At 68.9% G+C, this 25,974-nt stretch carries 28 protein-coding genes; 11 read left to right on the top strand and 17 right to left on the bottom strand.

Annotated elements, in window-relative coordinates; genetic code table 11:
* Positions 1 to 64: 64 nt before the first annotated feature.
* On the top strand, positions 65 to 1,588 hold the full coding sequence (locus NGM10_RS00860; RefSeq protein WP_368408638.1) for a helicase HerA domain-containing protein: 1,524 nt from the start codon (positions 65 to 67) through the stop codon (positions 1,586 to 1,588).
* Positions 1,589 to 2,068: 480 nt separating this feature from the next.
* Positions 2,069 to 2,341 (top strand): hypothetical protein, encoded by a 273-nt coding sequence (locus NGM10_RS00855; protein ID WP_253480803.1) that lies wholly within the window; start codon positions 2,069 to 2,071, stop codon positions 2,339 to 2,341.
* A gap of 42 nt (positions 2,342 to 2,383) precedes the next feature.
* Here the strand turns inward: NGM10_RS00855 and tpiA are convergent, their stop codons facing one another.
* From tpiA to hisC, 6 genes are all read right to left on the bottom strand, one after another.
* Positions 2,384 to 3,028, bottom strand: coding sequence for a triose-phosphate isomerase (gene tpiA, locus NGM10_RS00850; RefSeq protein WP_253480800.1), 645 nt, complete (start codon positions 3,026 to 3,028; stop codon positions 2,384 to 2,386).
* A gap of 126 nt (positions 3,029 to 3,154) precedes the next feature.
* A complete protein-coding gene (locus NGM10_RS00845; protein ID WP_253480797.1) occupies positions 3,155 to 3,679 on the bottom strand; it encodes a multiprotein bridging factor aMBF1 in 525 nt (174 codons plus the stop codon).
* 109 nt (positions 3,680 to 3,788) lie between these two features.
* Complete coding sequence (locus tag NGM10_RS00840; RefSeq protein ID WP_253480794.1) at positions 3,789 to 4,043, bottom strand: hypothetical protein; 255 nt, start codon at positions 4,041 to 4,043, stop codon at positions 3,789 to 3,791.
* A 64-nt stretch (positions 4,044 to 4,107) separates the two neighbouring features.
* The gene (locus tag NGM10_RS00835) at positions 4,108 to 4,716 is read right to left on the bottom strand and encodes a CDP-alcohol phosphatidyltransferase family protein (RefSeq protein ID WP_253480791.1); all 609 of its coding nucleotides are present in this window, start codon (positions 4,714 to 4,716) and stop codon (positions 4,108 to 4,110) included.
* Complete coding sequence (locus tag NGM10_RS00830; protein WP_253480788.1) at positions 4,713 to 5,261, bottom strand: adenylate kinase family protein; 549 nt, start codon at positions 5,259 to 5,261, stop codon at positions 4,713 to 4,715. The genes NGM10_RS00835 and NGM10_RS00830 overlap by 4 nt, the downstream gene beginning before the upstream one ends.
* The gene (gene hisC / locus NGM10_RS00825; RefSeq protein ID WP_253480786.1) at positions 5,258 to 6,331 is read right to left on the bottom strand and encodes a histidinol-phosphate transaminase; all 1,074 of its coding nucleotides are present in this window, start codon (positions 6,329 to 6,331) and stop codon (positions 5,258 to 5,260) included. Before hisC ends, NGM10_RS00830 begins: the two co-directional genes overlap by 4 nt.
* Positions 6,332 to 6,476: 145 nt before the next feature.
* On the opposite strand from hisC, the gene NGM10_RS00820 reads away from it, so the two are divergent.
* The 4 genes from NGM10_RS00820 to NGM10_RS00805 all read left to right on the top strand — a co-directional run bounded on the left by NGM10_RS00820 (position 6,477) and on the right by NGM10_RS00805 (position 11,566).
* Positions 6,477 to 7,415: a hypothetical protein gene (locus tag NGM10_RS00820; protein WP_253480784.1), complete on the top strand. Its 939-nt coding sequence runs from the start codon at positions 6,477 to 6,479 to the stop codon at positions 7,413 to 7,415.
* 176 nt (positions 7,416 to 7,591) lie between these two features.
* Positions 7,592 to 9,313, top strand: coding sequence for an NADH-quinone oxidoreductase subunit D (locus NGM10_RS00815; protein ID WP_253480782.1), 1,722 nt, complete (start codon positions 7,592 to 7,594; stop codon positions 9,311 to 9,313).
* 136 nt (positions 9,314 to 9,449) lie between these two features.
* Positions 9,450 to 10,415 carry a TIGR03557 family F420-dependent LLM class oxidoreductase gene (locus tag NGM10_RS00810; protein WP_253480780.1) on the top strand — a complete coding sequence of 322 codons (966 nt, stop codon included), beginning with the start codon at positions 9,450 to 9,452 and terminating at the stop codon, positions 10,413 to 10,415.
* 161 nt (positions 10,416 to 10,576) lie between these two features.
* Positions 10,577 to 11,566, top strand: a complete 990-nt coding sequence (locus tag NGM10_RS00805) for a DUF4349 domain-containing protein (protein WP_253480777.1) — start codon at positions 10,577 to 10,579, stop codon at positions 11,564 to 11,566.
* 33 nt (positions 11,567 to 11,599) lie between these two features.
* Here NGM10_RS00805 and NGM10_RS00800 read toward each other — a convergent pair whose 3' ends face one another.
* Both NGM10_RS00800 and NGM10_RS00795 read right to left on the bottom strand, forming a co-directional pair.
* Positions 11,600 to 13,225: a GMC family oxidoreductase gene (locus tag NGM10_RS00800; protein WP_368408637.1), complete on the bottom strand. Its 1,626-nt coding sequence runs from the start codon at positions 13,223 to 13,225 to the stop codon at positions 11,600 to 11,602.
* The gene (locus tag NGM10_RS00795) at positions 13,222 to 13,761 is read right to left on the bottom strand and encodes a gluconate 2-dehydrogenase subunit 3 family protein (RefSeq protein ID WP_253480774.1); all 540 of its coding nucleotides are present in this window, start codon (positions 13,759 to 13,761) and stop codon (positions 13,222 to 13,224) included. The genes NGM10_RS00800 and NGM10_RS00795 overlap by 4 nt, the downstream gene beginning before the upstream one ends.
* 251 nt (positions 13,762 to 14,012) lie before the next feature.
* Between NGM10_RS00795 and NGM10_RS00790 the strand changes: the two genes are divergently transcribed.
* From NGM10_RS00790 to NGM10_RS00775, 4 genes are all read left to right on the top strand, one after another.
* Positions 14,013 to 14,744, top strand: coding sequence for a metal-dependent hydrolase (locus NGM10_RS00790; protein WP_253480771.1), 732 nt, complete (start codon positions 14,013 to 14,015; stop codon positions 14,742 to 14,744).
* An 80-nt stretch (positions 14,745 to 14,824) separates the two neighbouring features.
* Positions 14,825 to 15,220 (top strand): OsmC family protein, encoded by a 396-nt coding sequence (locus NGM10_RS00785; protein WP_253480768.1) that lies wholly within the window; start codon positions 14,825 to 14,827, stop codon positions 15,218 to 15,220.
* 76 nt (positions 15,221 to 15,296) lie between these two features.
* Positions 15,297 to 15,752, top strand: coding sequence for a DUF5799 family protein (locus tag NGM10_RS00780; RefSeq protein WP_253480765.1), 456 nt, complete (start codon positions 15,297 to 15,299; stop codon positions 15,750 to 15,752).
* Positions 15,753 to 16,349, top strand: a complete 597-nt coding sequence (locus NGM10_RS00775; RefSeq protein WP_253480762.1) for a protein sorting system archaetidylserine decarboxylase — start codon at positions 15,753 to 15,755, stop codon at positions 16,347 to 16,349.
* Here the strand turns inward: NGM10_RS00775 and NGM10_RS00770 are convergent.
* The gene (locus NGM10_RS00770; protein WP_253480759.1) at positions 16,346 to 16,495 is read right to left on the bottom strand and encodes a DUF7557 family protein; all 150 of its coding nucleotides are present in this window, start codon (positions 16,493 to 16,495) and stop codon (positions 16,346 to 16,348) included. The genes NGM10_RS00775 and NGM10_RS00770 overlap by 4 nt on opposite strands.
* A gap of 292 nt (positions 16,496 to 16,787) precedes the next feature.
* Between NGM10_RS00770 and NGM10_RS00765 the strand changes: the two genes are divergently transcribed.
* Entirely contained in the window at positions 16,788 to 17,021 is a 234-nt protein-coding gene (locus tag NGM10_RS00765; protein WP_253480757.1) for a DUF7563 family protein, read from the top strand.
* 67 nt (positions 17,022 to 17,088) lie between these two features.
* Here the strand turns inward: NGM10_RS00765 and NGM10_RS00760 are convergent, their stop codons facing one another.
* The 8 genes from NGM10_RS00760 to NGM10_RS00725 all read right to left on the bottom strand — a co-directional run bounded on the left by NGM10_RS00760 (position 17,089) and on the right by NGM10_RS00725 (position 25,928).
* Positions 17,089 to 18,066 (bottom strand): isocitrate/isopropylmalate dehydrogenase family protein, encoded by a 978-nt coding sequence (locus tag NGM10_RS00760; RefSeq protein WP_253480755.1) that lies wholly within the window; start codon positions 18,064 to 18,066, stop codon positions 17,089 to 17,091.
* On the bottom strand, positions 18,063 to 18,731 hold the full coding sequence (gene leuD / locus NGM10_RS00755; RefSeq protein WP_253480753.1) for a 3-isopropylmalate dehydratase small subunit: 669 nt from the start codon (positions 18,729 to 18,731) through the stop codon (positions 18,063 to 18,065). Before leuD ends, NGM10_RS00760 begins: the two co-directional genes overlap by 4 nt.
* Positions 18,728 to 20,149, bottom strand: a complete 1,422-nt coding sequence (gene leuC, locus NGM10_RS00750) for a 3-isopropylmalate dehydratase large subunit (RefSeq protein WP_253480751.1) — start codon at positions 20,147 to 20,149, stop codon at positions 18,728 to 18,730. The genes leuD and leuC overlap by 4 nt, the downstream gene beginning before the upstream one ends.
* A gap of 118 nt (positions 20,150 to 20,267) precedes the next feature.
* The gene (locus NGM10_RS00745; RefSeq protein ID WP_497007315.1) at positions 20,268 to 20,585 is read right to left on the bottom strand and encodes a DUF7989 family protein; all 318 of its coding nucleotides are present in this window, start codon (positions 20,583 to 20,585) and stop codon (positions 20,268 to 20,270) included.
* Positions 20,578 to 21,684 carry a ketol-acid reductoisomerase gene (gene ilvC, locus NGM10_RS00740; protein ID WP_253480746.1) on the bottom strand — a complete coding sequence of 369 codons (1,107 nt, stop codon included), beginning with the start codon at positions 21,682 to 21,684 and terminating at the stop codon, positions 20,578 to 20,580. The genes NGM10_RS00745 and ilvC overlap by 8 nt, the downstream gene beginning before the upstream one ends.
* Positions 21,685 to 21,704: 20 nt before the next feature.
* Positions 21,705 to 22,373, bottom strand: coding sequence for an acetolactate synthase small subunit (gene ilvN, locus NGM10_RS00735; protein ID WP_253480743.1), 669 nt, complete (start codon positions 22,371 to 22,373; stop codon positions 21,705 to 21,707).
* Positions 22,370 to 24,169 carry a biosynthetic-type acetolactate synthase large subunit gene (ilvB, locus tag NGM10_RS00730; RefSeq protein ID WP_253480740.1) on the bottom strand — a complete coding sequence of 600 codons (1,800 nt, stop codon included), beginning with the start codon at positions 24,167 to 24,169 and terminating at the stop codon, positions 22,370 to 22,372. Before ilvB ends, ilvN begins: the two co-directional genes overlap by 4 nt.
* Before the next feature lie 502 nt (positions 24,170 to 24,671).
* A complete protein-coding gene (locus NGM10_RS00725; RefSeq protein WP_368408678.1) occupies positions 24,672 to 25,928 on the bottom strand; it encodes a LeuA family protein in 1,257 nt (418 codons plus the stop codon).
* Positions 25,929 to 25,974 lie beyond the last annotated feature (46 nt).

Genomic DNA, 25,974 nt, shown 5'->3' with positions numbered 1-25,974 from the left:
CAGCCCCGACAGTTTATGAGGGACGGGTGAGAGGTAGCGCCCAACGAGCATGTCGGAGGAAACCATGGCCGTCGCGGAGGTGAGCGACGGCGTCGGCGGGGACGCCGGAACGCCGGGAGAGACCGTAGACCTCCCCGTCGTGGAGGTGCTGACGGGGCGGGCGTTCATCACCGGGAAGTCCGGGTCCGGGAAGTCGAACACCGCGAGCGTCGTCGTCGAGAAGCTACTCGACGGGGGATACCCCGTAATGATCGTGGACGTAGATGGTGAGTACTACGGTCTCAAAGAGGAGTACGAACTGTTACACGCAGGGGCCGACGACGAGTGCGACATCCAGGTCGAGCCCCAGCACGCCGAGAAACTCGCCTCGCTGGCGCTGGAGGACAACGTCCCCATCATCCTCGACGTGTCGGGCTACCTGAACGAGCAGGACGGGAAAGACCTCCTGAAGGCGGTGGCCCAGCAGCTGTTCGCCAAGGAGAAGAAGCTCAAGAAGCCGTTCCTGCTCGTGGTCGAGGAGGTCCACGAGTACATCCCCGAAGGGGGCGGGATGGACGAGTGCGGTCGGATGCTCATCAAGATCGGCAAGCGCGGGCGCAAGCACGGGCTGGGAATCGCGGGCATCAGTCAGCGTCCGGCCGACGTGAAGAAGGACTTCATCACCCAGTGCGACTGGCTGGTGTGGCACCGCCTTACGTGGAACAACGACACCAACGTCGTCGGGCGAATCCTCGGTAGCGAGTACGCCGAGGCCATCGAGGAGATGGACGACGGCGAGGCGTTCCTCACGACCGACTGGTCCGAGCAGACCCGGCGGGTCCAGTTCCACCGCAAGCAGACGTTCGACGCCGGGGCGACCCCCGGACTCGACGACTTCGAGCGCCCCGACCTCAAGTCGGTCAGCGACGACCTCGTGGGCGACCTCCGCGAGATCAGCGAGGCCGAGGCCCAGCGAGAGGACCGCATCGAGGAACTGGAGCAGGAACTGCGGGAGAAGGACAGCCACATCGAGGACCTCGAACGCCAGCTGGAGGAGGCCCGAGAGATGGAGGAGGTCGCCGACAAGTTCGCGAAGGCGATGCTCGACACCTCCCGGAACCGGCGCGCGAACCCCTACGTCGGCGGCGGGCCGGGGGGTCGGCAAGCCGACCTCGGGACGTACGAGGGGTCGGATTCGGCGGCGGCCGCCGCCGAATCCGACGGGGGCGAGTCCGGCGGAGACGAGTCCGACGGAGACGAATCCGGGGACGCCGAAACCGACGCGGCGCGCGACCCCCTCGACGCCATCCGCGAGGAGCTCGATGCGCTCGACCCGGTCGAGCGCGCGATGCTGGCCTACTACCTCCGGGAGGGGCCCGCGTCGCCGGTCGACGCCCACGTCGTCGCCGGGGGACCGGACGACCGCGAACTCGCGTACAACCACAACCGGACCCTGCGTCGGCGGGGGTTCGTCCAGCACGCGGGCGGCGGGGAGTACGTCGCCTCGTTGCCCTCCCTGCTCGCGGCGCTGACCGACGGCGAGATGGACGACGACGACCGCGAGAAGACGCTGGCGCAGGTCGCCGAGGAGCTACCCGACGTTGAGTGAGGTCGTGTCTGCAGATGGGCCAGTCTGCCGTCAGCTAGACCCGGAGGTGACGTGTCGTCGGCTACGCTCGAAGACCTTGACGTTCGGCGCGCGCTGGCGCGCGCCGTGGCGCGCCAACATCGCGCGAGGGCCGAGGACCGCAGTGTAACGAGGACCGCAGGCGGTTGGGGAGGACGAGAGACGGTGGCGGTGCGGTGGCGGTGCGGTGGCGGTGCGGTGGCGGTGCGGTGGCGGTGCGGTGGCGGTGCGGTGGCGGTGCGGTGGCGGTGCGGTGTGGTCTCAGAGGTCTCGGCAGTAGCTAGCGTCCTGCCGTTCACACCGTAGAATGCAGTACCGGAGGGGGTAGCTACTACCGAGGCAAAAGAGGGACCGCACCGGAACGGACGAAACCCCCGAACGACGATTCCGGAGTGAACGTCCCGGCTCTTCCTTCGACGAAGCAACGAGCATACTTTACCACTCCATCGACAACCTCGGACCATGAATACCCTCGCTCGGACCGCGGAAAACCGGTGGCACCTCCCCCAGCACGCCTACGTCGTGGTCTACGACGAGCGCGAGACCGAACTGCTCACCATCTACGACTGCGGGGCGGCCCAGAAACCGCCATCGGCGCGGGTGCTGGGCAACCTCGTCCGGGTGAAGGCCGACCACGAACTGGAGCAGACCGTCACCGGCTACGTGGTCCGGATGCGCGAGGAGGCGATTCTGGAGAAGCAGGACGACGACCACTGGATAATCGTGGCGGAGTGATTCGGCGGCCGACGAGACCGACTTCCGACTCCGACGGGTGAATCAGAGCGGCGCGACCAAGTCCTCCAGCGCGGTCTCGGGGTCGTCGGCCTTCGCCACGCCGCTGGCGAGCAGGACGCCCTCCGCGCCCAACTCCCCGGCGGCGGTCAGGTCCTCACCGGTCGAGATGCCCGCGCCGCAGTAGACCGCGACCGACTCGTCCACCGCTTGGGCGGCCGCCACGGCGTCGGTCACGATATCGGGGTCGGCCTGACTGACCGGCGTGCCGGTGCCGATGAGTTCCGGGGGCTCGACCGCGACGGCGTCCGGACCGAGCGCCGCGACCGCGCCGATCTGGTCGGGGTTGTTCGCGCAGACGCAGGTGTCGAGGCCCGCGCGCTCGGCCGCGTCGAGCGCGGCGTCGATGTCGGCGAGCTTCAGGCGGCGCTCGGAGTGGTTGAGCAGGGTGCCGGTTGCGCCCGCCTCGGCGGCGGCCTCCGCGAGTGTCGACCCCGTGTGACTGCCGTGCTCGACCGGGCTGACGTGCTGGGCCCACGTCTCGACGCCCGTCTCGGCGACGCGTTCGAGGTGGGCGGCTTGGGGCGCGACCGCAATCGGAACGCCCGAGCCCTCGCTCACGTCACGGGCGGCGGTGGCGATTTCGACCGGGTCGCAGGGGTAGGCCTTGAGGTTGACGACGATTTTCATACCCGAATCGTCCCCCGGGCGCGACTAATAGGTTGCGAGAGCGGTGGGCCGTGGGCGGTCGCTCTGTCGGGGTCCTCGGCGCGGAGATTCGCCTCCGGCGAATCTCCGCGCGCGACACCGTCGTCTCTAGTCCTTGCGCTTGACCACGTCGCCGAGGGTGTACTCGCCGGTCGAACTCCCGCCGCTCCACTCCTCGTCGTCGTCGGGCGACCCGCCCGCGGTGAGCGCGATGTCGAGTTCGCGTTCGAGCTTCGTCTGGACCTCGTCGCTCGGGAGGATGTCGCCACGCTCCAGTTTCCGGATGAGGCTGGCCTTCTCGTTGAGCTTCTTGGCGAGGTCCTCCTGGCTCATCCCGGTCTCTTCGCGGGCGTCGCGGATGCGGTCGTCGTAATCCTGGGCGAGTTCGTCCATGTCGTCGAACATGTCCGAGCGCCGCGAGCGCGACGAACTCGAAGACGAGGAAGTCCCCGACGAGGTCGAGGAGCCGCTCGACGAGGAGGTCGAGTACTTGGTCGAGGTCGAACCGGAGTCCGGGGTCTTGACCTCGGTCCCGAAGTCGGCGCAGTCGTCGCACACGTCCAACTCGGCTCCCTCGACCTTGATGGTCTTGGGGGAGCCGGTATCGGCACCACACATCTCACACTGAACCATACCCGGAGGTAGTCTGTCCCCGCTCTTAAATTACACGCCGCCAGCGGATTCGGCCGTCGGTCGGGTTCGCGCTGCCGGTCGGCGGCCCCAGCAGACGCCCGAACGCCGACTACGGGAACCGGTCGTCGCCGCGCTGGTGGCGGAGGTAGCCGAACCCCTGCTTGACCTCGTCGCTACGCTCGAAGTACTTGAGTATCCGTCTGCACTTCTCGCGCGAGAGGCGCGTCTCGCGGCTCAACTCGAACAGCGAGTCCACGTCCTCCGCGACGTCGAGGAACTCCTCGGGGGTGATATGGAAGTTGGCTGGCAGTATCTCTTCGAGGTCGACGTTGATTCCCGATTCGCCCGGTCGTTCACTATCCATGACACTCTTCGCCCTCGGTTAGTTCCGACGGCGGTAAGGTTGAAAAACTTAACTGTTTGCGCAGTCACGAGAGCGCGCGCCACGAGTAGTAGAACCGCTGGAGCGCGGTGACGTGACCCACCACCGCGAACACGACGAGCAGCCACGCGACCACCGACAGTCCGGCGGGGGCGGCCGACACGACCGCGGCGAGGACGCCCGTCACGCCGACCAGCGCGAGGCGGTCGGCCCGGCCGAGCAGGCCGCCGTACACCCTGTCGAGGTCGACGGCCTGCGCCTGCGTCCCGAGGTAGGAGGTCATCAGCACGCCCGTGACCGCCGCGAATCCGAGGGCGTACCGGCCGACGCCCGCGGCGAGTCCCGCGATGATGACGATATCGGCGTACCGGTCGAGGACGTGGTCGAGCAGGTCGCCCGCCAGCGAGTCGGTGCCGAGTTCCCGCGCGAGCGCGCCGTCGAGCAGGTCGAGCCACCCGTTCAGGAAGACGAGGACCGACCCGGCGAGATACCAGACGGGGTCGGCCCCGCCGAGGTAGAACGCCGCGCCCGCGCCGCCCGCCAGCACGAAGGCGACGACGCTGACCGCGTCGGGCGTGAGACCGAGCCGGGTCGAGACGGAGACGAACGGCCGGAGCAGTCGGTCGGCGACCGGGCGGAGTTGGTCGAGCGTCATAGATAGTCGAGGAAGTCCACCTCCCCGGCGCTGGGCTCGCGCTCGCCCGCGAGGACGGCCGCGATGTCGTCGGCCACTTCCTCGGGCGTCCGGTCGGTCGTGTCGACCTCGTAGACGTTCTCGACGCCGTGCTCGCTCACGGCCTCCGAGAGGATGACGTCGAGGGCCTCGCTTTCGGCGTTCTCGCTTGCTTTGGCCTCCGGCTCGCCCCGTTCGAGCAGGCGGCGCTCCAGTTCCTCGGGATGACACCGCAGGACGACGACCCTGTCGGCGTCGAGGTGGTGAGCGAGGTGAGACTCGACGAGCAGGTCCGCCTCGCCCGGCGCTTCGCTCCCGGCGCGGTCGGCGAGGCGCTCGCCGACCGCGTCGAGGTCGGCGACGAGGCTGTCGCGCTCCTCGTCGCGCTCGTTCCACAGGCCCTCCTCGCGGATCAGGTCGTTGAGGTGGACGACTTCGAGGTCGCGGTCGAGGCGCTCGTCGCCGACGAGCGCCTCGACCGCGGTGGTCTTGCCCGTCCCGGGCGTCCCGGTGACGGCGACCCTCACTCGGCCAACACCTCGTTGCACTCGGCCACCGCGCGCCTCGTCTCCGCCTCGGTGCCGCAGGTGATGCGGACGCACTCGGGCAGGCCGAAGCTGGTGCAGTCCCGGACGATGACCCCCCGGCGCTGGAGTTCGTCGGCGACGGCGGAGCCGTCGCCGACCTCCGCCAGCACGAAGTTGCCGTGGCTCTCCCACGTCGGCGCGTCGAGGTTCTCGTAGATGTACTCGCGCGCCCACGCGGCGGTCTCGACCGTCTTCTCGGCGTGTTCGTCGTCGTCGAGCGCGGCGAGTCCGGCCCGGCAGGCGATCTCGCTCGCGGCGAAGGGGGTGTTCACCCGAGCGTAGGCGTCGGCCCACTCCTCGGGCACGATGCCGTACCCCAGTCGAACGCCCGCGAGACCGTACACCTTCGAGAAGGTCCGGAGGACCGCCACGTCGTCGCGCTCCCCGACGAGGTCGACCGCGCTCGGGCCGTCGGCGAACTCGCCGTAGGCCTCGTCGACGAGCACGAGGGTGTCCTCGTCGGTCCCGTCGGCGATGTCCCGAACCGCGTCGAGCGAGAACCGCCCGCCGGTGGGGTTGTGCGGGCTGGTGAGGTGGACGATTCGCTCGCCGGAGTAGTCCGAGAGGACGGTCTCGGCCGTCAGCGCGAAATCGTCGGCCTTCGAGAGGTCGTACTCGGCGACCTCGCCGTGGTGGAAGCGCGCGCTCATCCCGTAGTAGGCGAAGCCGGGCGTCGGCACGAGGACCGCGTCGCCGGGGTCGAGCGTGGCGCGAGCGAGGTAGTCGAGGACGCCGTCGCCGCCGTTGCCGAGCCAGACCTGCTCGGGGGCGACCGACCAGCGGTCGGCCAGCTTCTCGGTCAGGTCGGCGTGGGAGGCCTTCGGGTACGAGTGAGCGCTCCCGGCCGCCTCCCGAATCGCCTCGACCGCGTTCGGGCTCGGCCCGAAGGGGTTCTCGTTCGAGGCGAGCTTCACGAGGTCGTCGGGGTCGAGCCCGAGGTCGCGGGCCACCTCCTCGACGCCCCGACCGGCCTGATACACGGTGTGCGAGGACAGGTCCCGTGGTTCCATGTGCGGGAGGTGTGCGCGCCGCGCCTTAAGCGTGCTCACCTCGGGTAGCGAACGGGTCAGCCCGCTTTCGGGTGGTTCTTTTGTCAGCATCCGCCCAGTACACATAAGGAAAGTCGCGGCGATTTTTCCCACGGGGGAGACGCCGATGACACGACAAAATCAAGACCAAGAGCAGTGGAGCGACCGCGACGAACCGAGAGAGCAGGGCCGATACTCGTCGGGCGGACGAGAGCGAGGGCGGCAGGGACAGTCCGGACAGCGCCAGCAGGAAGGACGACATCAGGGGTCCGGACAGCACGGCCAGCAGTCCGGACGGCACCAGCAGTCCGGACGGCACCAGCAGTCCGGACAGCACGGCCAGCAGTCCGGACAGCACGGCCAGCAGTCCGGACAGCACGGCCAGCGGGGCGGCCGGGGCTGGCAGGAGGAGGGCCGTCACCAGAGCCAGCAGGGTCAGCGCGAGCAGGGCCACCAACAGATGGGCGGCCACCAGCAGGAGCAGGGCGGCCAGATGAGCCAACAGGGCGGCCAGCAACCCCGTCGAGAGAGTCGATACGGCGGGCGGAGTCGCCAGCAGCGAGGTGGCCAGCACGAACAGGGCGGCCAGCAAGGTCACCAGAGTCAGCAGGGCCAGCACGGTCACCAGAGTCAGCAGGGCCAACCCGGCGGCGGCCAGTTCAGCGGCCACGAACAGCGGGGCCGACAGGGCGGCCACCAGCAGGAGCAGTACGGCCAGCAGATGGGTGGCCACCAACAGGGCCAGCAGAGTGGCCAACACGAGCGAGGCCGCCAGCAGGGCCAGCAGATGGGCGGCCGAGGCCAGCACGAGCAGATGGGTCAGCAGGGCCACCAACAGGGTCACCAGCAAGGCCGCCAGAGTCAGCAAGGCCACCAGCAGGGCCAGCAGGGCCGCCGCGAGCAGGGCGGCGAGCAGAATCAGTACGGCGGGAGCTCCGAGAGCGGGTTCAGCCCGGTCCAGCAGACCGCGATGCGCGGCGAGAGCCAGCAGGGCGGCGAGAAACACGGCGAGGAGCGCTCGCAGGGCCGAGGACGCGAGGAGAGACGCCGGAGCCCGCGGTACTGAGCAGTAGGAGTCGAATCAGCGCTTTTTTCGCGGCGCGGCCCGGCGACGAGAGACGGTAGTCCTATTGATGCCCGGCGGATACCTTGGTTGGGGGATGGGAAGCGCGCGACACCGCCGGAGACCGTCCGGGATACCGCCGGAGGTTCGGTTACGCTCGCGTCCCCGCGTGATCTACAATGAGTGACGCACCCGAAACCGAATCCAGAGAGGGGGAGCCACAGCGGGTCCAGTCCGTCGATTACGACGCGCTCGACGCCCTGCTCGGCGACCGCGTGATTCGCCGCGAGAGCCACCTCGACGCCGAGGGGTTCGTGATACGACCGTCCGACGTGGAGCAAGTGCTCCGGACCCTCAAGGACGAGGCCGGGTTCGACCACCTCTCGTGTCTGACCGCTCAGGAGTACGAGGACCGCTACGAGAGCATCTACCACCTGACCACGTACGACGACCGGACTCGGGAAGTCAACGTCATCGTGCCGACCGACCGCGAGAACCCAGTGAGCGAGTCGGCGGCGTCGGTGTACAAGACCGCCGAGTGGCACGAGCGAGAGGCCTACGACCTCGTGGGCATCGAGTACGACGGCCACCCGGACCTGCGGCGCATCCTCCTGCCCGAGACGTGGCAGGGCCACCCGCTCGCCCTCGACTACCACCAGGACAAGCCCCAAGTCGTCACGCTGAAAGAGCACGTCAATCCGCTCGCCGACACCCAGCGCGAGACCGGGTCCGGGTCCGGGTCCGAGTCGGAGTCGGAAGCCGACTCCGACCCGGGGTCGGACACGATGTTCCTCAACATCGGCCCTCACCACCCAGCGACCCACGGCGTGCTCCACCTCAAGACCGTCCTCGACGGCGAGCAGGTCGCCCACGTCGAACCCGACGTCGGCTACCTCCACCGGTGTGAGGAGCAGATGTGCCAAGACAAGAACTACCGGTACGAAATCATGCCGTACCCCGACCGGTGGGACTACACCGCGAACATGCCCAACGAGTGGGCGTACGCCCGGACCGCGGAGGCGCTCGCCGACATCGAGGTGCCCGAGTACGCGCAGGTCCTCCGGACGATGGCGGTCGAGTTCGGTCGCATCATGGGCCACATGCTCGCGCTGGGGACGTTCGCGCTCGACGTGTACGGCGACTTCACCGCCATCTTCATGTACTCGGTCCGAGATCGCGAGATCGTCCAGAACATCCTCGAAGACCTCACGGGCCAGCGGATGATGTTCAACTACTTCCGGCTCGGCGGGGTCGTCTGGGACGTTCCCGAACCCCGCGAGGAGTTCTTCGAGAAGGTCCGGGACTTCCTCGACGAACTGCCCGAACACGTCGAGGAGTACCACGACCTGATGACCGGCAACGAGATATTCCAGAAGCGGACCGTCGACACCGGAGTCATCACCGCCGAGACCGCCAAGGACTACGGCTGTACCGGGCCGGTCGCCCGCGGGTCGGGCGTCGACTACGACCTGCGCAGGGACGACCCCTACGGCTACTACGACGAACTCGACTGGGACGTGGTCACCGAACCCTACGGCGACAACTACGCCCGGGTGCTGGTCCGGATGCAGGAGGTCGAGGAGTCGGCGAAGATAATCCAGCAGTGCGTCGACCTGCTCGAAGAGTGGCCCGACGACGAGCGGACGATTCAGGCCAACGTCCCCCGGACCCTCAAGCCCGAGGCCGACACCGAGGTGTACCGGGCGGTCGAAGCCGCGAAGGGCGAGATGGGAATCTACATCCGGTCGGACGGCACCTCCCAGCCAGCCCGGTTCAAGATTCGAAGCCCCTGCTTCAACAACCTCCACGCCCTCGAAGCGATGGCCGAGGGCGAGTACGTGCCCGACCTCGTCGCGGCGCTCGGGAGCCTCGACATCGTCCTCGGGTCGGTGGACCGGTGACCCTCGGGTCGGTCGACCGGTGACCCTCGGGTCGACCGACCGGTGACGCTGGCGAATCCGCGAGCGTTCGCTCGCGGATTCGCACACGTTCGCCGACGGCCGTAGCGTTCTTGGGCGAATCCGCCGTGCCATGTCCATGGTCGAACTGGGCTACACACTCTCCAGCGAGGAGCATCCGCCGAACGACCTCGTCGAGCACGCGGTCCGCGCGGAGGAACTGGGCTTCGACTTCGTCTCGATTTCGGACCACTTCCACCCGTGGATACGCGCGCAGGGCCACTCGCCGTTCGTCTGGACGACGCTCGGCGGCGTCGCGCGCGAGACCGACGACCTCGACGTGGGCGTCGGCGTCACCTGTCCCACGATGCGGATTCACCCGTCCATCGTCGCGCAGGCGGCCGGGACCGTCGCGAAGCTGTTCGAGGAGTCGGGCCAGCGGTTCTACTTCGGGGTCGGTACGGGCGAGAACCTGAACGAACACGTTCAGGGCGACCACTGGCCCGAACACGAAATCCGGCTGGAGATGCTGGAGGAGGCCGTGGCGGTCATCCGCAAACTGTGGTCGGGCGAGCGAGTCAGCCACCACGGCGAGCATTACGACGTTCAGGACGCGCGGCTGTTCACCCTGCCCGAGGAGAACCCGCCCGTCTGCGTGTCGGCCTACGGCGACCGCGCCGCGAAGGCGGCCGCCAGAATCGGCGAGGGGTTCTGGTCGGTCGGCCCGCAGGACGTGGTCGAGACCTTCGAGGAGGAGGGCGGCGAGGGACCGAAGTTCAGCCAGCTCACGGTCTGCTACGCCGACGACGAGGACGAGGCCGTCGAGACAGCGCACGAGAACTGGCCCAACAGCGTCCTGCCGGGCGAACTCGCCGCCGTCCTCCCGACGCCGACCCACTTCGAGCAGGCCACGGAGATGGTCTCACAGGAGGACGTCCGCGAGGCCGACAGCATCGTCACCGACCCCGACCCGGAGACCCACGTCGAGAACATCGAGGAGTTCGTCGACGCGGGCTACGACCACGTCTACGTCCACCAGATCGGACCGAATCAGGAGGACTTCTTCGAGTTCTACGACGAGAACGTCCTGCCGGAGTTCGAATAGAGCGTCCCGCCACGACCGGACCGACCGCCCGACCGGACCGACCGCCCGGGGACCGGGCGGTCCCCGGGCGGTCGGTCTCCCGTGAGCCGTCTCCGGAATCGGTGAAACGGTCGTTTCAGTCTACGTCGGACTTATGATAGTCCGGCGTACAACTCCTCGACATGTCACGGTCGAAGAAACGACTGTTGGTGGCGGTCGCGCTCGCGTCGCTGGTCGTCCTCGCGGGGTGTTCCGGAAGCGGCGGCGACGCCGGTAGCGCCGACCAGTCGGCACAGGCCAACCTCGCGGCGACGGAGGCTCAGGGCACCGTGCAGGAATCTGACGGGTCGGCCGACGACTCGTCGGGCGAGAGCGCCGTCCAGAATCGAGAGCGGGAGCTGATTCGGACCGGCGAGGTGTCCCTACGGGTCGAGTCGTTCGACGAGTCGCGTCGGAACCTGACGCAAGCGGTCGAGTCCCGCGGCGGGTTCGTGGGCGACACCGACGAGCAGGTCCACAATCGCGCCAATCAGTCGTGGACCAGCGGCAGGCTCGTCCTCCGGGTCCCCGCCGAGAACTTCTCGGCGTTCCTCGACCGCGTGAAGGACGAGGGAGGGGTCCGGCACGTCAGTACCGACACGGAGGACGTGACCGACCAGCTGGTCGACATCGAAGCGCGACTGGAGAACCTCCGGTCCCAGCGCGAGCAGTTGCGGGAGCTCTACGAGGAGGCCAACGACACCGAGACCGTCCTCGACGTGCAAGAGCGCCTCTCGGAGGTCCAGACCGAAATCGAGCGCCTCGAAGCCCAGCAGGAGTCGCTCCAGCGACAGGTCGCCTACTCCACGATAACCGTCGAGATGGACGAGAAACCGCCCGAACCCGAGACCACCGAGCCGACCGCGTGGTACGAGACGGGACTGCTCGCGGCGTTCCTCGAATCGGTGAGCGGCGTCGGCGTCGCGACGCGCGCGCTCGCGGTCGGAACGGCCTACGCCGCGCCCTACGTGCTGGCGTTCGGCGTCCCGCTCGGGGTCGTCTTCGGGGCGTGGCGACGACGGCGTGCTGGCGGAAGCGACGCCGAGCGAGCGCCAGAACCCGCCGATGACGGGGGGACCGCCGAGATGTTGGGCGAGGGGGCATCGAGCGAGCAGGAATCGGGCGAGGAGTGAGAACCGAACTGCTTCCCACCCGCGATATCCGGCCTACAACCGTTCTTCGACGTGGTCTGCGGCCTTCAGCGCGAGCGCCGCGATGGTGAGGGTGGGATTGAGCGCCCCGCTCGTGACGAACACGCTGCTCGACGCCACGGCGAGGTTCCGGAGGTCGTGAGCCCGCAGTCGGGAGTTCACCACGCTGGATTCGGGGTCGTCTCCCATCCGGGTCGTGCCCATGTGGTGGAACGCCGGGCCGGTGTCCTCGGGGCCGACGGTCCACGAGATATCGACCCCGAGTTCGTCGAGGACGGCGTGCTGTATCTCGTTGGCGCGCCTGAGGCTCGCGGCCGTGCGGTCGTCCACGCGCCAGTGTATCTCGGGGACTGGATTGCCGTGGTCGTCGGTGGTCGAGGGGTCTAGGGTGATTCGGTTCTCCTTCCGGGGGCGCTGGCCGACGAGCCCGCCCATCGCGATGGAGTTGCCGTACCCTTCCCGCAGGTCGTCGAGCAGGTCGTCGCCGAACTCCTCGCCCGACAGCGCCATCTCGACGGGCGACGGCCCGGCGTAGTTCAGGAACTCCAGCTTGAGCGGGCCGGGTTCCGGGCCGTCGCCGGACCACTCCGGAATCTCGCCCGCGGTGCCTTCCGCGGCCCGGGTCGGGTCGTCGTAGAACTGGTGGCACTCGCTGGTGATGAACCCGACGTGGTTCTGGCGGGTCTCGCGGTCGATGGTCCCGCCCGCGCCCCCGAACAGGTGGTCCATGAAGTACCGGCCGACCGCGCCCGAGGAGTTGGCGAGGCCGTCGGGATACTCCTCGGACTCCGACAGCAGGAGGAGTCTGGGAATCTCGACCCCACCCGCCGCCAGCACGAACTCGCGGGCCTCCTGTCGGTGGGTCTCGCCGTCGGGCGTGGCGTACACCGCCGCGGTGACGCGCTCGCCAGCGTCGTCGTGTTCGAGGCGCTGGACGGGCGCGCGGTCGATGACCCGCGCGCCCTCGTCCTCGGCCTTCTCGATGTGGTGGTCGGCCGAGTACTTCGCGCCGGAGGGGCAGACCGGCTTGCAGGTGCCGTAGCCCACGCACGCGCTCCGGTCGTCGTAGCCCTCGGAGTTGCGGGCGTTGGGGACCGAGTGCATGGTCACGCCGAGTCGCTCGCAGGCCTCCGCGAAGAGGGAGTCGCTGTAGGAGGATTTGAACGCGGGCATCGGGAAGGGCTCCTCGCGGGGTGGCGCGTAGGGGTTGTCGTCGGCCCCCGCGACGCCCAGTTCCTCCTCGGCCTCGGCGTAGTACGGCTGGAGGTCGCCGTACTCGATGGGCCACTCCTCGAAGTCCGACTCGTGGAACCGCATCACCATCCCCTGCCAGTGGAGGGTGGTGCCGCCGACGCCCTTCACCCGGGCGCTGTTGAGGGGGTAGAAGCGCTCGCCAGCGGAGGTGTACTCGTCGCGCTCGCCGCCCATGTCCCAGACCGAGAGGTGGTCATGGGCCGGGCGAATCGCACGCTCCATCCGGCGCTCGCGGTCCCCGAAGTCGAAGCGCTTCCCGGCCTCCAGCACCACCACGTCGCGGCCCGCGTTCGCGAGTCGGTGGGCGACCAGCGCGCCCGCCGGGCCAGCGCCGACGACGCACACGTCGGCGCGCTCCGAGGGCGAGCGGTCGATTTCCTGCGTCATTCTCCCGGCCCCCGTCGGTAGCTCTCGGCCCCGCCGGGGTGGCCCTGCGGGTTCTCGATGCCGACCAGTTCGCCGCCGGTCGGCGAGGTGTACAGCGCGTACAGCAGTTCGTTGACGACGTAGTACCGGACCCGGTGGCGGTCGGCCCCCTCCGGGTCGGGGTCGGCCGTGTCGACGCCCATCTGGTCGAGCGTCTTCTCGCGGGTCGCGGCGTCGAGCTGCCGGAAGTCGGCGTCGTGCCACTCCCGCGCGTACTCGTCCAGCGTCGCGAGCGCCCCGGCCATCCCGTCGCGGTACGCCGGGCGGTCCTCGACCCGGCCGAGCGCGTAGGTCCGGACGAACTCCTCGACGCCCGAAACCTCGGTGGGGTAGACCGTCTCGGCGGCCGCCAGCAGGGTGTCGAACCGGTCGGAGGGCGACTCACTCGCGGGGGTCGACTCGTCGGCGAAGGGATTCCCGTCGAGGTACGCTCCGGTGCCGACCGCGACCCCGCTCGCGGCGAGCGCGACGATGGCGTCCCGGCGAGTTAGCTCCATTCTCGCGGGTCTTAGGTCGGCCTAAACTTAGGGGTTGCTACTTCCGGACGCTCGGTGGACTCGGTCGGGGCGAGGTCGCCCCGACCGAGTTCGAACGTGGGTGAGTTCGGACGTGACCGGGTTCGGACGTGGCTGAGTTTGGACATACCTGAGTTCGGACGCGACCGACGCCGCCGCGGCGGCGTCGGTCGCGTCCGGCCACACCTCCAACATCATTTAAGTGTCGAACGCGAGTATATCCGCCCGGACCCATGAATATCACCTACTACGGCCACTCGACGTTCCACGTCGAAGTCGGCGAGACCGAACTGCTCATCGACCCGTTCTTCGACAACCCCAAGACCGACACCGACCCCGAGGAACTCGACCCCGACTACCTCCTGCTCACCCACGGCCACGCCGACCACATCGGCGACGTGGACCGCTACGAGGGGACGAAACTCGTCGCGACCCCCGAGGTCGTCTCGTACTGCCGCGACGAGTACGGCGAGTTCGAGGCGGTCGGCGGGATGGGGATGAACCTCGGCGGCACGGTCGAGTGCGGCGACGCGTTCGTCACGATGCACCGGGCCGACCACACCAACGGCATGGACACCGACTACGGCGCGACCGGCGGGATGCCCGCTGGATTCATCATCAGCGACACCAAGCCGACGCAGGTGGCAGACGAGGAGAGCCAGACCTTCTACCACGCGGGCGACACCGGCCTGATGACCGAGATGCGCGACGTCATCGGCCCGCACCTCGAACCCGACGTCGCCGCGGTCCCCATCGGCGACCACTTCACGATGGGGCCGTGGCAGGCCGCCATCGCGGTCGACTGGCTCGACGTCGACTACGCCGTCCCGATTCACTACGACACCTTCCCGCCCATCGAGCAGGACCCCGAGGACTTCGCCCGCGAGGTCAAGGCCGTCGGGAGCGACACCGAGGTCCGCGCGCTCGACGGCGACGAGTCGTTCGACCTCGCCGACGAGCTGTAGCGACCGTCTTCCGAGTTCTGTTTTCGCATTCCGCCGATAAGAGCAACACTAAGGGGCTCGGCGAGAGATACATCGAACGCATGACGAAAGAAGTCACCACCACGTCCGAAGCGGGATTCCAGGCCGACAACCGAATTCGGGACTTCGACCACACCATCGACGCCACGGGCGAGGAGGCCCCCGACACGCTCGAAGCGCTCCTCGCGGCCTACGCTTCCTGTTACGTTCCCGCGCTCCGCGTGGGTGCCGAACAGCGCGACGTCGGCGACCTCGGGAAGGTCGAGATCGACGTGGAGGGCGGTCTCGACGACGACGACAAACTCGACAGCGTCACCTTCGTCGTCCGGACCGAGGCCGAACTCGACGACGAGCAGGCCGAGGCGGTCGTCGAGCGCGCGAACGAACTCTGCAAGGTCCACGACGCGCTGAAGGAGTCGCTGGCGGCCGAGGTCGAAGTGCAGGGCGGCGCGTTCTGAGGACGCCCCGATTCGCGGTCCCTTTTTTTCGTCCGGCAGGAAAACCCTGATACTCCCCCGACCCGAACCCCCGGGCATGTCCGACAGAGGCTGGCAGGATACGATAGTGGGCGACCGGATGGCGGTCGACCAGGAGTTCGCCCAGCGGGTCGCCGAGTCGGAGTTCTCCTCGCAGGAGTGGGGGCTCATCATGACCGCGGTCGAACTCGAAATCGAGAACCCCGACGACGCCGAGCGCGCTCGCGTCGTCGCCGACACCTCGAAGGTCGAGCAGGTGATGCCCGAACTCGAGAACATCCGGAGTCAGATGGGCGCGATGGGCGGAGCGGGCGGCCAGCGAGCGGGCGGAAACGGAATCTTCGACTCCGTGAAGGGCATGCTCGGACTCGGCGGCGGGGGCGGCGGGGCCGACCCGAGCCAGCTTCAGGCCGCGAACCGACTCGCTCAGGAGTACGCCGACGAACTCCAGGAGCGCCTCGAATCCCAGGGCAAGTGGTCGCGAGTCCGTGAGACCGCGGCTGGCACCGAGTAGATGGGGCGGCGATTCGCGCCGGGCGCGTGGCGGTACGCCGCGATACCGCTGGCGCTCGCGCTTCCCGCCGGTGTCGTCGCGTCGCCGCTCGCGAGCGCCGGGGCGCTCGCGCTCGCGGCGGCGGTCCTCGCCTTCCACCGCGACCCGGACCGGACGCCGCCCGAGTCGGGCATCCCCGCGCCCGCCGACGGGAAGGTGTCGGTCGTTCGCGAGGAGGGCGACCGGGTGCGCGTCGGCGTGTTCATGAACGTCACGGACGTTCACGTCAACCGCGCGCCGCTGGGGGGTCGGGTCGAGGCGGTCGACCACGAACCCGGCAGACACCTCCCGGCGTTCTCGAAGGAGTCGGACAGAAACGAGAAGCTCCACATCCGATTCGACGACCACGAGGTGACGCTCATCGCGGGGGCGTTCGCCCGGCGCATCCACCCCTACGTCGAACCCGGCGACGAACTCGACCGGGGCGAGCGACTCGGACACATCTCGTTCGGTAGCCGGGCCGACGTGGTCCTCCCGGCGTCGGTCGGACTCGGAGACGTGACCGTCGAGCGCGGCGACAGGGTGCGGGCGGGCGAGACGGTGGTCGCCGAGGTCTAAACCTCGTCGCCGCCGTGGAACAGCGTCAGCTCCTCGGCCTCGTAGATGTTGATGAGCTCGTTGATGAGCTCGTCGTAGGACTCGTCCTCGGTCCGGAGGCCGTCGAGTCGCTCTACGGTGTTCTCGTCGACGTTTATCTTCGGCATCGCGTCCCCGTAGGAGGGCCTGAACCTTAAGCGACGGGGGCGACCCGACCGGACGATTTCGGGCGGGCGGCGAAACGAGCACGGAGACGGGCGGAAACGAACCCCGACCGACGCCGACGACCGACCGGACGATTTCTCACCCCCGACTCTTAAATTATGGGCACGTTTTCGGAATCGACGCGAGGGCCGGAAACCGCGTAACAGGCGCTTACCGGGGTCGGTAGCGGTTGGTTACGGGGGTGTAGGTACTGGATAACAAAGTGTCTCTAGTGGCGTGTAACTATCGCCACGCATGACCACGACCGACAACAGACTCACCAACGGCGACGACACGATGGCGGAGAACCGGTGCCAGAGTTGCGGTTCCTTCGTGACGCGGGACTTCGCTCGCGTGTTCGGGAACAACAAGAACGAGGTGTTCGGCTGCCTCGAATGCATGACGGCGACCGAGGTCAAGAAGGGCGGGGCACGCGCCGAGACGGTCGACACGACCAACCTCATCGGCGGGCGCGAACCGCTTCGATAGGACGGTCGGATTTCGGAATCGGGACGGCTTCTTCTCGCCGCGCTACGGACGACTCGGCATCGAGTCGCTACAGGCGCTCCAGTACCGCGTCGGTCACGTCCCTCGTCGTCGCGTCGCCGCCGAGGTCGGGCGTGCGCGGCCCCGACTCCAGCGTCGCCTCGACCGCAGAGCGCACGCGTCGGCCCTCGTCGTCGTGGCCGAGGTACTCCAGCAGGAGCGCGGCCGACAGCATCGCGGCGGTCGGATTGGCGACGCCCTCGCCCGCGATGTCGGGCGCGGTGCCGTGGACCGGCTCGAACAGCGCGCGCTCGCGGCCGACGTTCGCGCTGGGGAGCAGGCCCAGCCCGCCCACGAGTCCGGCCGCGAGGTCCGAGAGCACGTCGCCCGCGAGGTTGGGGCAGACGACCACGTCGAAGTCCTCGGGGCGCTGGACGAGGTGCATCGCCAGCGCGTCCATCAGCGCGTCGTCTGCGGGCACGTCGAACTCCTCGGCGACCGCCTCGGCGGTCGCGAGGAACAGGCCGTCGGTCTCGCGCATCACGTTGGCCTTGTGTGCGATGGTGACCGAGCGGTCGCGCTCGGCGGCGTACTCGAAGCCGTAACGCGCGATTTCCTCGGACGCCGCCTCGGTAACGACCCGTGTCAGCGTGGTTACGCCCGGCGCGACCTCGGTCTCGTGGCCCGCGTACACGCCCTCGGTGTTCTCGCGCACGAAGACGAGGTCGGTCTCGGGGTGGGGCGCGTCGGTCCCCGGGTACGCCCGGACCGGCCGGACGTTGGCGAACGACCCGACCGCGCTCCGCAGCGGGAGGATGACGTCGGCCGCGGTCTCGCCCGCCGCGCCGAACAGCGTGGCGTCAGCGCTCGCCGCGAGTTCGCGGGTCGCGTCGGGGAGGGGGTCGCCGGTCTCCGCGGCGACCTCGTCTCCCGCGTCGGCCTCCTCGAACTCGAAGTCTGGGGCGACCGCTTCCAGCACTTCGCGGGCCGCCGGGGTGACCTCCTGACCGATTCCGTCGCCCGGAATCACTGCGATCTTCTCGGTCATGCATCGCCCTCCGCGCCGCTCGCGTCGCTCGCGTCGGCTCCGGCGTCGATGTAGGGCAGACTCGCGGCGGTCTCGGCGACCGCCGCCGCGTTCGATTTCATCAGCGCGGTCGTGTCCCAGACGCCCTCGACGAGCGCCTTCCGCTGGGCGTCGTCGACCGTCGCGTCGATTTCGCGGTCGCCGTATCCGACGGTCTCGTCGGCCACGTCCACGTCGATTTCGGCGTCGGGGTTCTCCTCGACGAAGTCCTGCAGGGCCGCTATCTCCTCGGGACTCGCGGTGACCGTGGGTACGCCGAGCGCGAGGCAGTTGCCCGCGAATATCTCGGCGAAGCTCTCGCCCACGACCGCGTCGATTCCCCAGCGCTTCAGGGCCTGCGGGGCGTGTTCGCGCGAGGAGCCACACCCGAAGTTGGCGTTGACGACGAGCACCGAGGCGTCACGGAACCGGTCCTCGTTGAAGGGGTGGTCCTTCGGATTGTCTTCATCATCGAACCGCACGTCGTGGAACGCGAACTGGCCGAGCCCGTCGAAGGTCACGACCTTCAGGAACCGCGCGGGGATTATCTGGTCGGTGTCGATGTCGTTGCCCCGGACCGGCACGCCGGTTCCGGAGACCTCCTCGACGGTCTCGACGCCCGCTCGGTCGGTGTCGTCGGTCGTCATCGGGCCACCTCCACTTCCGGCAGTTCGCGGGCGTCGGTCACTTCGCCCTCGATGGCGGCCGCGGCGACCATCCGGGGGTTCATCAGGACCGTTCGGCCCTCCTTGCTCCCCTGTCGCCCGACGAAGTTGCGGTTCGACGACGAGGCGCTGGCCTCGTCGCCCTCCAGTTGGTCGCTGTTCATCCCGAGGCACATCGAGCATCCCGCGTCGCGCCAGTCGAATCCGGCCTCGCGGAACACCTCGTCGAGTCCCTCAGCCTCGGCGGCGTCCTTCACGCGCTGGCTCCCCGGGACCACCATCGCGTGCACCTCGTCGTGGACCTCCCGGCCAGCCACGAGTCGTGCGGCGCGCCGGAGGTCCGACAGGCGGGCGTTCGTGCAGGAGCCGAGGAAGGCGACGTCGATGGGGTAGCCCTCCATCGTGTCGCCGGGTTCGACGCGCATGTGCTCCTGCGCACGTCGGGCGGTCTCCCGCTTGTCGGCTGGCAGGTCCTCGGGCGCGGGAATCGGCTCGGTGACGCCGACGCCCTGTCCGGGCGTGGTGCCCCACGTCACCACGGGTTCGAGCGAGGAGCCGTCGATGACGACCTCGTCGTCGTACACGGCGTCGTCGTCGGACCTGATGGACTCCCAGTAGGGCTTCAGCTGCTCGAACGCCTCGGGGTCGTCGGCGAAGGCGTCCGTCTCGGCGAGCCACTCGTAGGTGGTCTCGTCGGGGTTGACGTACCCCGCGCGAGCGCCGCCCTCGATGGACATGTTGCAGACGCTCATCCGGCCCTCCATCCCCATCTCCTCGATGGCCTCGCCCGCGTACTCGTAGACGTGGCCGACGCCGCCGTCGGTGCCGAGCCTGCGGATGATTTCGAGTATCACGTCCTTGGCCTCGACGCAGTCGCCGAGTTCGCCCGTGACCCGGATGCGCCGGACCTTCTGTTTCTCCATCGCCACGGTGCCGGTCGCGAGCACGTCCCGAATCTGGGAGGTGCCGATGCCGAACGCCAGCGCGCCGAACGCGCCGTGGGTCGAGGTGTGGCTGTCGCCGCAGACGATGGTCATTCCCGGTTGCGTGAGCCCCTGCTCGGGGCCGATGACGTGGACGATGCCCTGATCGCCGGTGTCGGGATGGGAGAACTCGATGCCCGCCTCGCGGACGTTCTCCTCCAGTTCCGACATCATCTCCTCGGCCGCGCCCTCGAAGGGGCGGTCGCGGTCGCCCGTGGGAACGATGTGGTCGACGGTGGCGTGGGTCCGCTCGGGGTACGCGACTTCCATGTCGCGCTCGCGGAGCATCCCGAACGCCTGCGGGCTGGTCACCTCGTGGACGAGGTGGAGGCCGACGAACAGCTGGTCCTGCCCGGTCGGCAGGGTCGTCACCTTGTGCTCGTCCCAGACCTTGTCGTAGAGGGTGCGTTCGCTCATCGGGACCTCCCCGTCCTCCCGGGGGTCCGAGACCGTCGCTCGGTCACCCGCGGCCGTCGCTCGGTCGCTCGACACCCTCGACTGTTCGCCGTTGCGCCCGAAAACGCACGTACGCCGCTCATTCTTCGGACTCTACCGGTTCTTCGGCCCCGCCGCGCTCGAAGACGCGGTTCGCGCTCTCGGCGTCCCGCGGCGGGGTGTGGTCTACGTGCTTCATCTTCTCGGTCGGTTCCTCCTCGTCGGCCTCGTTCTCGGGCGCTTCCTCGTCCTCGTCGTAGGCCTCTCGTCGTCCGCCGTCGGCCGCGACCACCGGCCCGCGCTCGAACGGGCGGTTGACCGCGCCGCGGTCGGTGTACGGGTGGGTGTGGGACACTTCTCGCATGGTTCGGTCGGTCGGCTGTCCTCGGTTCGGTCGGGTCGGTTTGGTTTCAGTCATCTGCGCTCACTCGCTCTTTGTCGTTCTCCTCGGTCGATTCGTCCTGCTCGTCCGCCTCGCTCGCGGTTTCACCGCTCGCGTCTTCCGAGGCGCGTTGCGCCTCGCTCCACGCGAATAGGTCCCGAAGGCGCGCGCCTACGTCCTCTATCTCGTGGTTCACGTCGCGCTGCTTGTGCTGGCGGTACACCGGGCGGCCGGTCTGGTTCTCGGCGATCCACTCGCGGGCGAACTCGCCGTTCTGGACGGCTTCGAGCGCCTCGTCCATGTTCTCGCGGACGCCCTCGTCGATTATCTCGGGGCCCTTGGTCAGCCCGCCGTACTCGGCGGTGTCCGAGACCGAGTCCCACATCTCGCGCATCCCGCCCTCGTACATCAGGTCCACGATGAGCTTCATCTCGTTGAGGCACTCGAAGTACGCCATCTCCTTGGAGTAGCCAGCGTCGACGAGCGTCTCGTAGCCCTGCTTGATGAGTTCGGTGATGCCGCCACACAGCACGGCCTGCTCGCCGAACAGGTCGGTCTCGGTCTCCTCGCGGAACGTGGTCTCGACCACGCCCGCCCGCGTGCAACCGATTGCCTTCCCGTAGGCGAGCGCCTCCTGCTTGGCCTCGCCGGTGGCGTCCTGATACACCGCCAGCAGACCGGGGGTCCCCTCGTCGTTCTCGTAGTTGCGCCGCACGAGGTGGCCGGGCGACTTGGGCGCGATCATCGTCACGTCCACGTCCTCGGGCGGTTCGATCTGGCCGAAGTGGATGTTGAAGCCGTGGGCGAACTGGAGGGTGTCGCCCGCCTCCAGAACCCCTTCGATGTCGGCGTAGACCGCGGGCTGGACCGTGTCGGGGACCAGTACCGACACGATGTCGGCCGCGCTCGCGGCCTCGGTCGGCGTGCCGACCCGGAGGCCGTCGGCCTCGGCGGCCTCGCGGGACGAGGAATCCTCCCGGAGGCCCACCACCACGTCGACCCCGCTGTCGGCGAGGTTCTGGGCGTGGGCGTGGCCCTGACTGCCGTAGCCGAGCACGGCCACGGTCTTGTCCTCGATGTGCGCGCTGTTCGCGTCGTCGTCGTAGTAGATGTCGGTGTCGAATTCGTCAGTCATCGTAAGTTCCTGTGGATGGGTCAGTCGTCGTACGTTCCCGCGGGCGCGTCGTCGGCTCGTCGCTCGTCGCTGGCCTTCTCGTGACCCGGCTCCTCGCCCGGCGTGGTGGGCGTGTCGCCGCGGGCCAGCGCGGTCTGTCCGGTCCGGGCGATCTCGATGATGCCGAACTGCCGGAAGGCGTCTATCGCGTCGTCTATCTTCCCCTGCCCGCCGGTGATCTGGACCGTGATGGTCCGGGGCCCGGCGTCGAGGGTCTGGCCCTCGTACATCTGGGTGATAGCGTGGACCTTGTCCGGTTCCTCGCCCCGGACCTTCAGCAGGACCAGCTCGGCCTGCACCGCGTCGTCGCCGAGTTCGCCCACCTGAATCACGGGCCGGAGCTTCGCGACCTGCTTTTTGACCTGGTCGATTCCGGCGTCGGTCTCCTCGACCACGAGGGTGATTCGGGCGTTGCCCTCGACGGTGGTCGGCCCCACGGTGAGGCTCTCGATGTTGAACTGCCGCCGGGAGAACAGCCCCGAGACCTTCGCCAGCACGCCGGGTTCGTGTTCGACCAGCGCGGAGACGACCGCGGTCCGGGTCTCCTGCTCGGCCTCGACTTCGGGGTCGATGCGCGTGCCCTGGGAGTTGCGCCGCCCGTCGGGCTGTGGGCGCTCGTCGGGGGCGGGCCCCCGCAGTTCGCCCGTCATAGCTGGTCCTCCGATAAGGCGAACTCGCCGTTGGCCCCGCCGCTCGGGACCATCGGGTAGACGTTCTCCGCGGGGTCGATGCGGAAGTCGACGACCGAGGGGCCGTCGTAGTCGAGCGCGGCCTCGACCGTGTCGGCGACCTCGTCGTACTCCGAGACGGTGAAGCCCTTCGCGCCGAACGCCTCGGCGAGCGGGCCGAACTCCGGACACCACTCGTACTCGGAGGCGGAGTGTCGCCCGTCGAAGAAGGCGTCCTGCCACTGACGGACCATCCCGATGTACTCGTTGTTGAGGACCGCGACCGTGATGTCGAGGTTCTCGCGGACCGCGACCGAGAGCTCCTGCAGCGTCATCAGGAACGAGCCGTCGCCCTCGAAGCAGACCACGTCCTGGTCGTCGCAAGCGAACTTCGCGCCGATGGCCGCGGGCAGGCCGTAGCCCATCGTGCCGAGGCCGTGGGAGGACACCCACGTCCGGGGCTCGCGGTACGTCCAGTACTGGACCGCCCACATCTGGTGCTGGCCGACGCCCGTGGTGACGATGGCGTCGTCGTCGGTCGCCTCGTCGAACGCCTCGACCACGAACTGGGGCTTGAGCGGTTCGTCCTCGGGCGTGGCGTAGTCCATCGGGTACTCGCGCTTCCACGCCCGGCACTGCTCGCGCCACTCCGGGCAGTCGGGCGAGCGGTCCATCTCCTCGTCGACCTGTTGCAGCACCGTGGCCGCGTCGCCGACCAGCGGAACGTCGGCCTCGACGTTCTTCGATATCTCCGCGGGGTCGATGTCGACGTGGAGGAGTTCGGCCTCGGGCGCGAACGTCTCGACGCCGCCGGTCAGTCGGTCGTCGAACCGGGTGCCGACCGCGAGCATCACGTCGCAGTGGGTGGTCGCCATGTTGGCGTAGCCGGTGCCGTGCATGCCAGCCATCTCCATCGCCAGCTCGTGGTCCTCGGGGAAGCAACCCACCGCGGGCATCGACGTGGCGACCGGAATCTCGTGTTCGGTCGCGAACTCGCGGAGCCGGTCGCTGGCCTCGCCCTTGACGACGCCGCCGCCCGCCAGAATCACGGGCTTCTCGGCGCGTTCGAGCGTCCGGGCGGCCGCGGCGACCGCGTCGCCGTCGGCCGCCGTCCGCGGGTCGTAGGTGTCGGGCGTCTCCGCGCGCGGCGGTTCGCCGGACCCTCCGCCCGTCTCGGCGTTGGTCACGTCCTTCGGCAGGTCCACGAGGGTCGGGCCGGGTCGCCCCGCCTCGGCGTAGGCGAACGCCTCGCCCACCGTGTCGCCGACGGTGTCGGCCCGGTCGGCGAAGTAGTTCGTCTTGGTGATGGGCGCGGTCACGCCGGTGGTGTCGGTCTCCTGGAAGGCGTCGTTGCCCACGAAGTTCGTGGGGACCTGCCCCGTGAGCGCGACCATCGGGTCCGAGTCCATGCTGGCGTCGGCGATGCCGGTCACGAGGTTGGTCGCGCCCGGCCCGGAGGTGGCGAGACAGACGCCGGGCGTGCCCGAGACGACGCCGTAGGCGTCGGCGGCGTGGGCGGCGGCCTGCTCGTGGGCCATCATGACGTGGTGCAACTCCGAGTCGTAGAGGGCGTCGTAGACGGGCATGATGGCCCCGCCCTGAACGCCGAACAGCGTCTCGGCTCCCGCGCGTTCGAGCGCGGCGACGACCGCCTGCGCGCCGGTCTCGGCTCCCCCGGCCTCGGCGTCGGCGGCGTCCTCCGAGGCGGAGTCGGTGTCGGCCGCGTCGGGGTCCTCTGGGTCGGCGGCGTCGAACGCGCGAGTCGCTCGTTCGCTCACGTTCGGGCCACCCCCTCGGTGGTCTGGGTGCTATACTGCGGGGTTATCGGTGCGTGTGTCTTCGGTGCGTTCATCGGTCGAGCGCGTGCTGTGGGTTCAGTCGTCGGCGACGGTTCGGCGAACCAGCGGGTCGGAGAAGTGGTGTTGTAGGGGCTCAGGCCCCTACGATAATCACGCGCTCGACGGCCGCGACGCTCGCCGAATCGGCGAGCGTCGTCCGGGTGAGCGACCGTCGCATCTGTATCTACTCCGTACCGACCCGCAGGGACATAAGGATTGCCCGGCTGGCAACCGCTGCGCGAACCGCGTCGGCGTGACACACCGGCGTCGGTTCGGTGGTGCGACACACCGGCGTCGGTTCGGTGGCGCGACACACCGGCGACGGTCCGACCCGAAGCCGGTGCGCGCGGGTCGGTCCCGCGCGGGACCGACCCGCGCGCTTCGACCCGACGCGGGGCCGACACCCGCGGCTGGCGACCGTCGGCGAACCGGGGACGCGCCATCAGGCTCTGACCTCCGATTCCTCGCGGGCGACCCCGACCTCGCGGGCGAACCGCTTGAGGTCGGCGGCCGTGACGCGGTTCTTCTCCGCGCCGTAGTCCTTGACCCGGCGGGTGACCTCCCGGACCTCGGCGTCGGTCGGGGCGAATCCCGATTCCTCCAGACGCTTGCGGACCGAGTTGGTGCCGGTGTGCTTGCCCAGCACGAACTCCCGCTCGGCACCCACCATCTCGGGGGTCATCACGCCGGGTTCGAACGTATCGGAGTTCTCGATGACGCCCGCGGCGTGGATGCCGCTCTCGTGGGCGAACGCGTTGTCGCCCACGACGGGCTTGTTCGCCGGTACCGGCACGTCGCTGTAGGCCTCGACGGCCCGCGCGAGGTCGGCGATCTGGGTGGTGTCGATGCCGGTATCGACGCCGTACACCGACTCGACCGTCATCACGACCTCCTCGTAGGCGGCGTTGCCCGCGCGCTCGCCGATGCCGTTGACCGAGACCTGCGCCTGGTCGGCCCCGGCCTCGAACCCGGCGAGCGCGTTGGCCGACGCCATCCCGAAGTCGTCGTGGGTGTGAACGTCGATTCTGGCGTCGGTGTGCTCGCGAACGGTCGCCACCAACTTCCCGAACCGCGTCGGGGTGGCGACCCCGCAGGTGTCGGGGATGTTGATCCAGTCGACGCCCGCCTCGGTGACGGCCTCGACGACCTCGACGAGGTACTCCTCGTCGGTCCGGGTGGCGTCCATCGGCGAGAACATCGCGGTCGCGCCCGCCTCCTTGACGCGCTCGACCGACTTCACCGAGCGCTCGACGACCTCCTCGCGGGTGGCGTGCATGGAGTCTTCTATCTGGACGTCACTGGTCGAGGCGAAGACGTGGACCATCTCGACGCCGGAGTCGAGCGCGGCCTCCACGTCGCCCTCGACCACGCGGGCCAGCCCGCAGGTGGTCGCGGTGGTGCTCGCGGCGATGTCGCTGACGGCCTCGAACTCGGCGTCGGAGTTGACCGGGAACCCCGCCTCGATGACGTGAGTGCCCATGTCGTCCAAGGTCCCAGCAATCGCCCGCTTCTCGTCGTACGAGAATGAGGTGCGCGGTGCCTGTTCCCCGTCCCGCAGGGTCGTGTCGAAGACCCGCGCGGACTCGATTTCAGCAGTGGTAGCTAACGTACCCTCGAAGAACTCGACCCGCCCGGCTGGTACCGGACGAGTGCATGTCGTTGTCGGACATCGTACTCCGTCGTGGGGCCACTCTCGTATTTAAGCCTACCGCTGAGACAGACCGAGAGACCAAGCTGACACGTCA

This window comes from Halorussus salilacus, assembly GCF_024138125.1.
GTDB classification, from domain to species: Archaea; Halobacteriota; Halobacteria; order Halobacteriales; family Haladaptataceae; genus Halorussus; species Halorussus salilacus.
Note: the sequence above shows the minus strand (reverse complement) of the source record. Positions and strands in the feature narration are given on the sequence as shown.

Coding starts and splice junctions, on each gene's coding strand:
- NGM10_RS00805 (WP_253480777.1), top strand. CDS start 10,577: ATGTCACGGTCGAAGAAACGACTGTTGGTGGCGGTCGCGCTCGCGTCG.
- NGM10_RS00855 (WP_253480803.1), top strand. CDS start 2,069: ATGAATACCCTCGCTCGGACCGCGGAAAACCGGTGGCACCTCCCCCAG.
- NGM10_RS00795 (WP_253480774.1), bottom strand. CDS start 13,761: ATGGAGCTAACTCGCCGGGACGCCATCGTCGCGCTCGCCGCGAGCGGG.
- tpiA (WP_253480800.1), bottom strand. CDS start 3,028: ATGAAAATCGTCGTCAACCTCAAGGCCTACCCCTGCGACCCGGTCGAA.
- NGM10_RS00780 (WP_253480765.1), top strand. CDS start 15,297: ATGTCCGACAGAGGCTGGCAGGATACGATAGTGGGCGACCGGATGGCG.
- ilvC (WP_253480746.1), bottom strand. CDS start 21,684: ATGACTGACGAATTCGACACCGACATCTACTACGACGACGACGCGAAC.
- ilvN (WP_253480743.1), bottom strand. CDS start 22,373: ATGACGGGCGAACTGCGGGGGCCCGCCCCCGACGAGCGCCCACAGCCC.
- hisC (WP_253480786.1), bottom strand. CDS start 6,331: ATGGAACCACGGGACCTGTCCTCGCACACCGTGTATCAGGCCGGTCGG.
- NGM10_RS00745 (WP_497007315.1), bottom strand. CDS start 20,585: ATGACTGAAACCAAACCGACCCGACCGAACCGAGGACAGCCGACCGAC.
- NGM10_RS00785 (WP_253480768.1), top strand. CDS start 14,825: ATGACGAAAGAAGTCACCACCACGTCCGAAGCGGGATTCCAGGCCGAC.
- NGM10_RS00835 (WP_253480791.1), bottom strand. CDS start 4,716: ATGACGCTCGACCAACTCCGCCCGGTCGCCGACCGACTGCTCCGGCCG.
- NGM10_RS00765 (WP_253480757.1), top strand. CDS start 16,788: ATGACCACGACCGACAACAGACTCACCAACGGCGACGACACGATGGCG.
- NGM10_RS00840 (WP_253480794.1), bottom strand. CDS start 4,043: ATGGATAGTGAACGACCGGGCGAATCGGGAATCAACGTCGACCTCGAA.
- NGM10_RS00775 (WP_253480762.1), top strand. CDS start 15,753: ATGGGGCGGCGATTCGCGCCGGGCGCGTGGCGGTACGCCGCGATACCG.
- NGM10_RS00790 (WP_253480771.1), top strand. CDS start 14,013: ATGAATATCACCTACTACGGCCACTCGACGTTCCACGTCGAAGTCGGC.
- NGM10_RS00760 (WP_253480755.1), bottom strand. CDS start 18,066: ATGACCGAGAAGATCGCAGTGATTCCGGGCGACGGAATCGGTCAGGAG.
- NGM10_RS00820 (WP_253480784.1), top strand. CDS start 6,477: ATGACACGACAAAATCAAGACCAAGAGCAGTGGAGCGACCGCGACGAA.
- NGM10_RS00860 (WP_368408638.1), top strand. CDS start 65: ATGGCCGTCGCGGAGGTGAGCGACGGCGTCGGCGGGGACGCCGGAACG.
- NGM10_RS00845 (WP_253480797.1), bottom strand. CDS start 3,679: ATGGTTCAGTGTGAGATGTGTGGTGCCGATACCGGCTCCCCCAAGACC.
- NGM10_RS00815 (WP_253480782.1), top strand. CDS start 7,592: ATGAGTGACGCACCCGAAACCGAATCCAGAGAGGGGGAGCCACAGCGG.
- leuD (WP_253480753.1), bottom strand. CDS start 18,731: ATGACGACCGACGACACCGACCGAGCGGGCGTCGAGACCGTCGAGGAG.
- NGM10_RS00810 (WP_253480780.1), top strand. CDS start 9,450: ATGGTCGAACTGGGCTACACACTCTCCAGCGAGGAGCATCCGCCGAAC.
- NGM10_RS00770 (WP_253480759.1), bottom strand. CDS start 16,495: ATGCCGAAGATAAACGTCGACGAGAACACCGTAGAGCGACTCGACGGC.
- NGM10_RS00800 (WP_368408637.1), bottom strand. CDS start 13,225: ATGACGCAGGAAATCGACCGCTCGCCCTCGGAGCGCGCCGACGTGTGC.
- leuC (WP_253480751.1), bottom strand. CDS start 20,149: ATGAGCGAACGCACCCTCTACGACAAGGTCTGGGACGAGCACAAGGTG.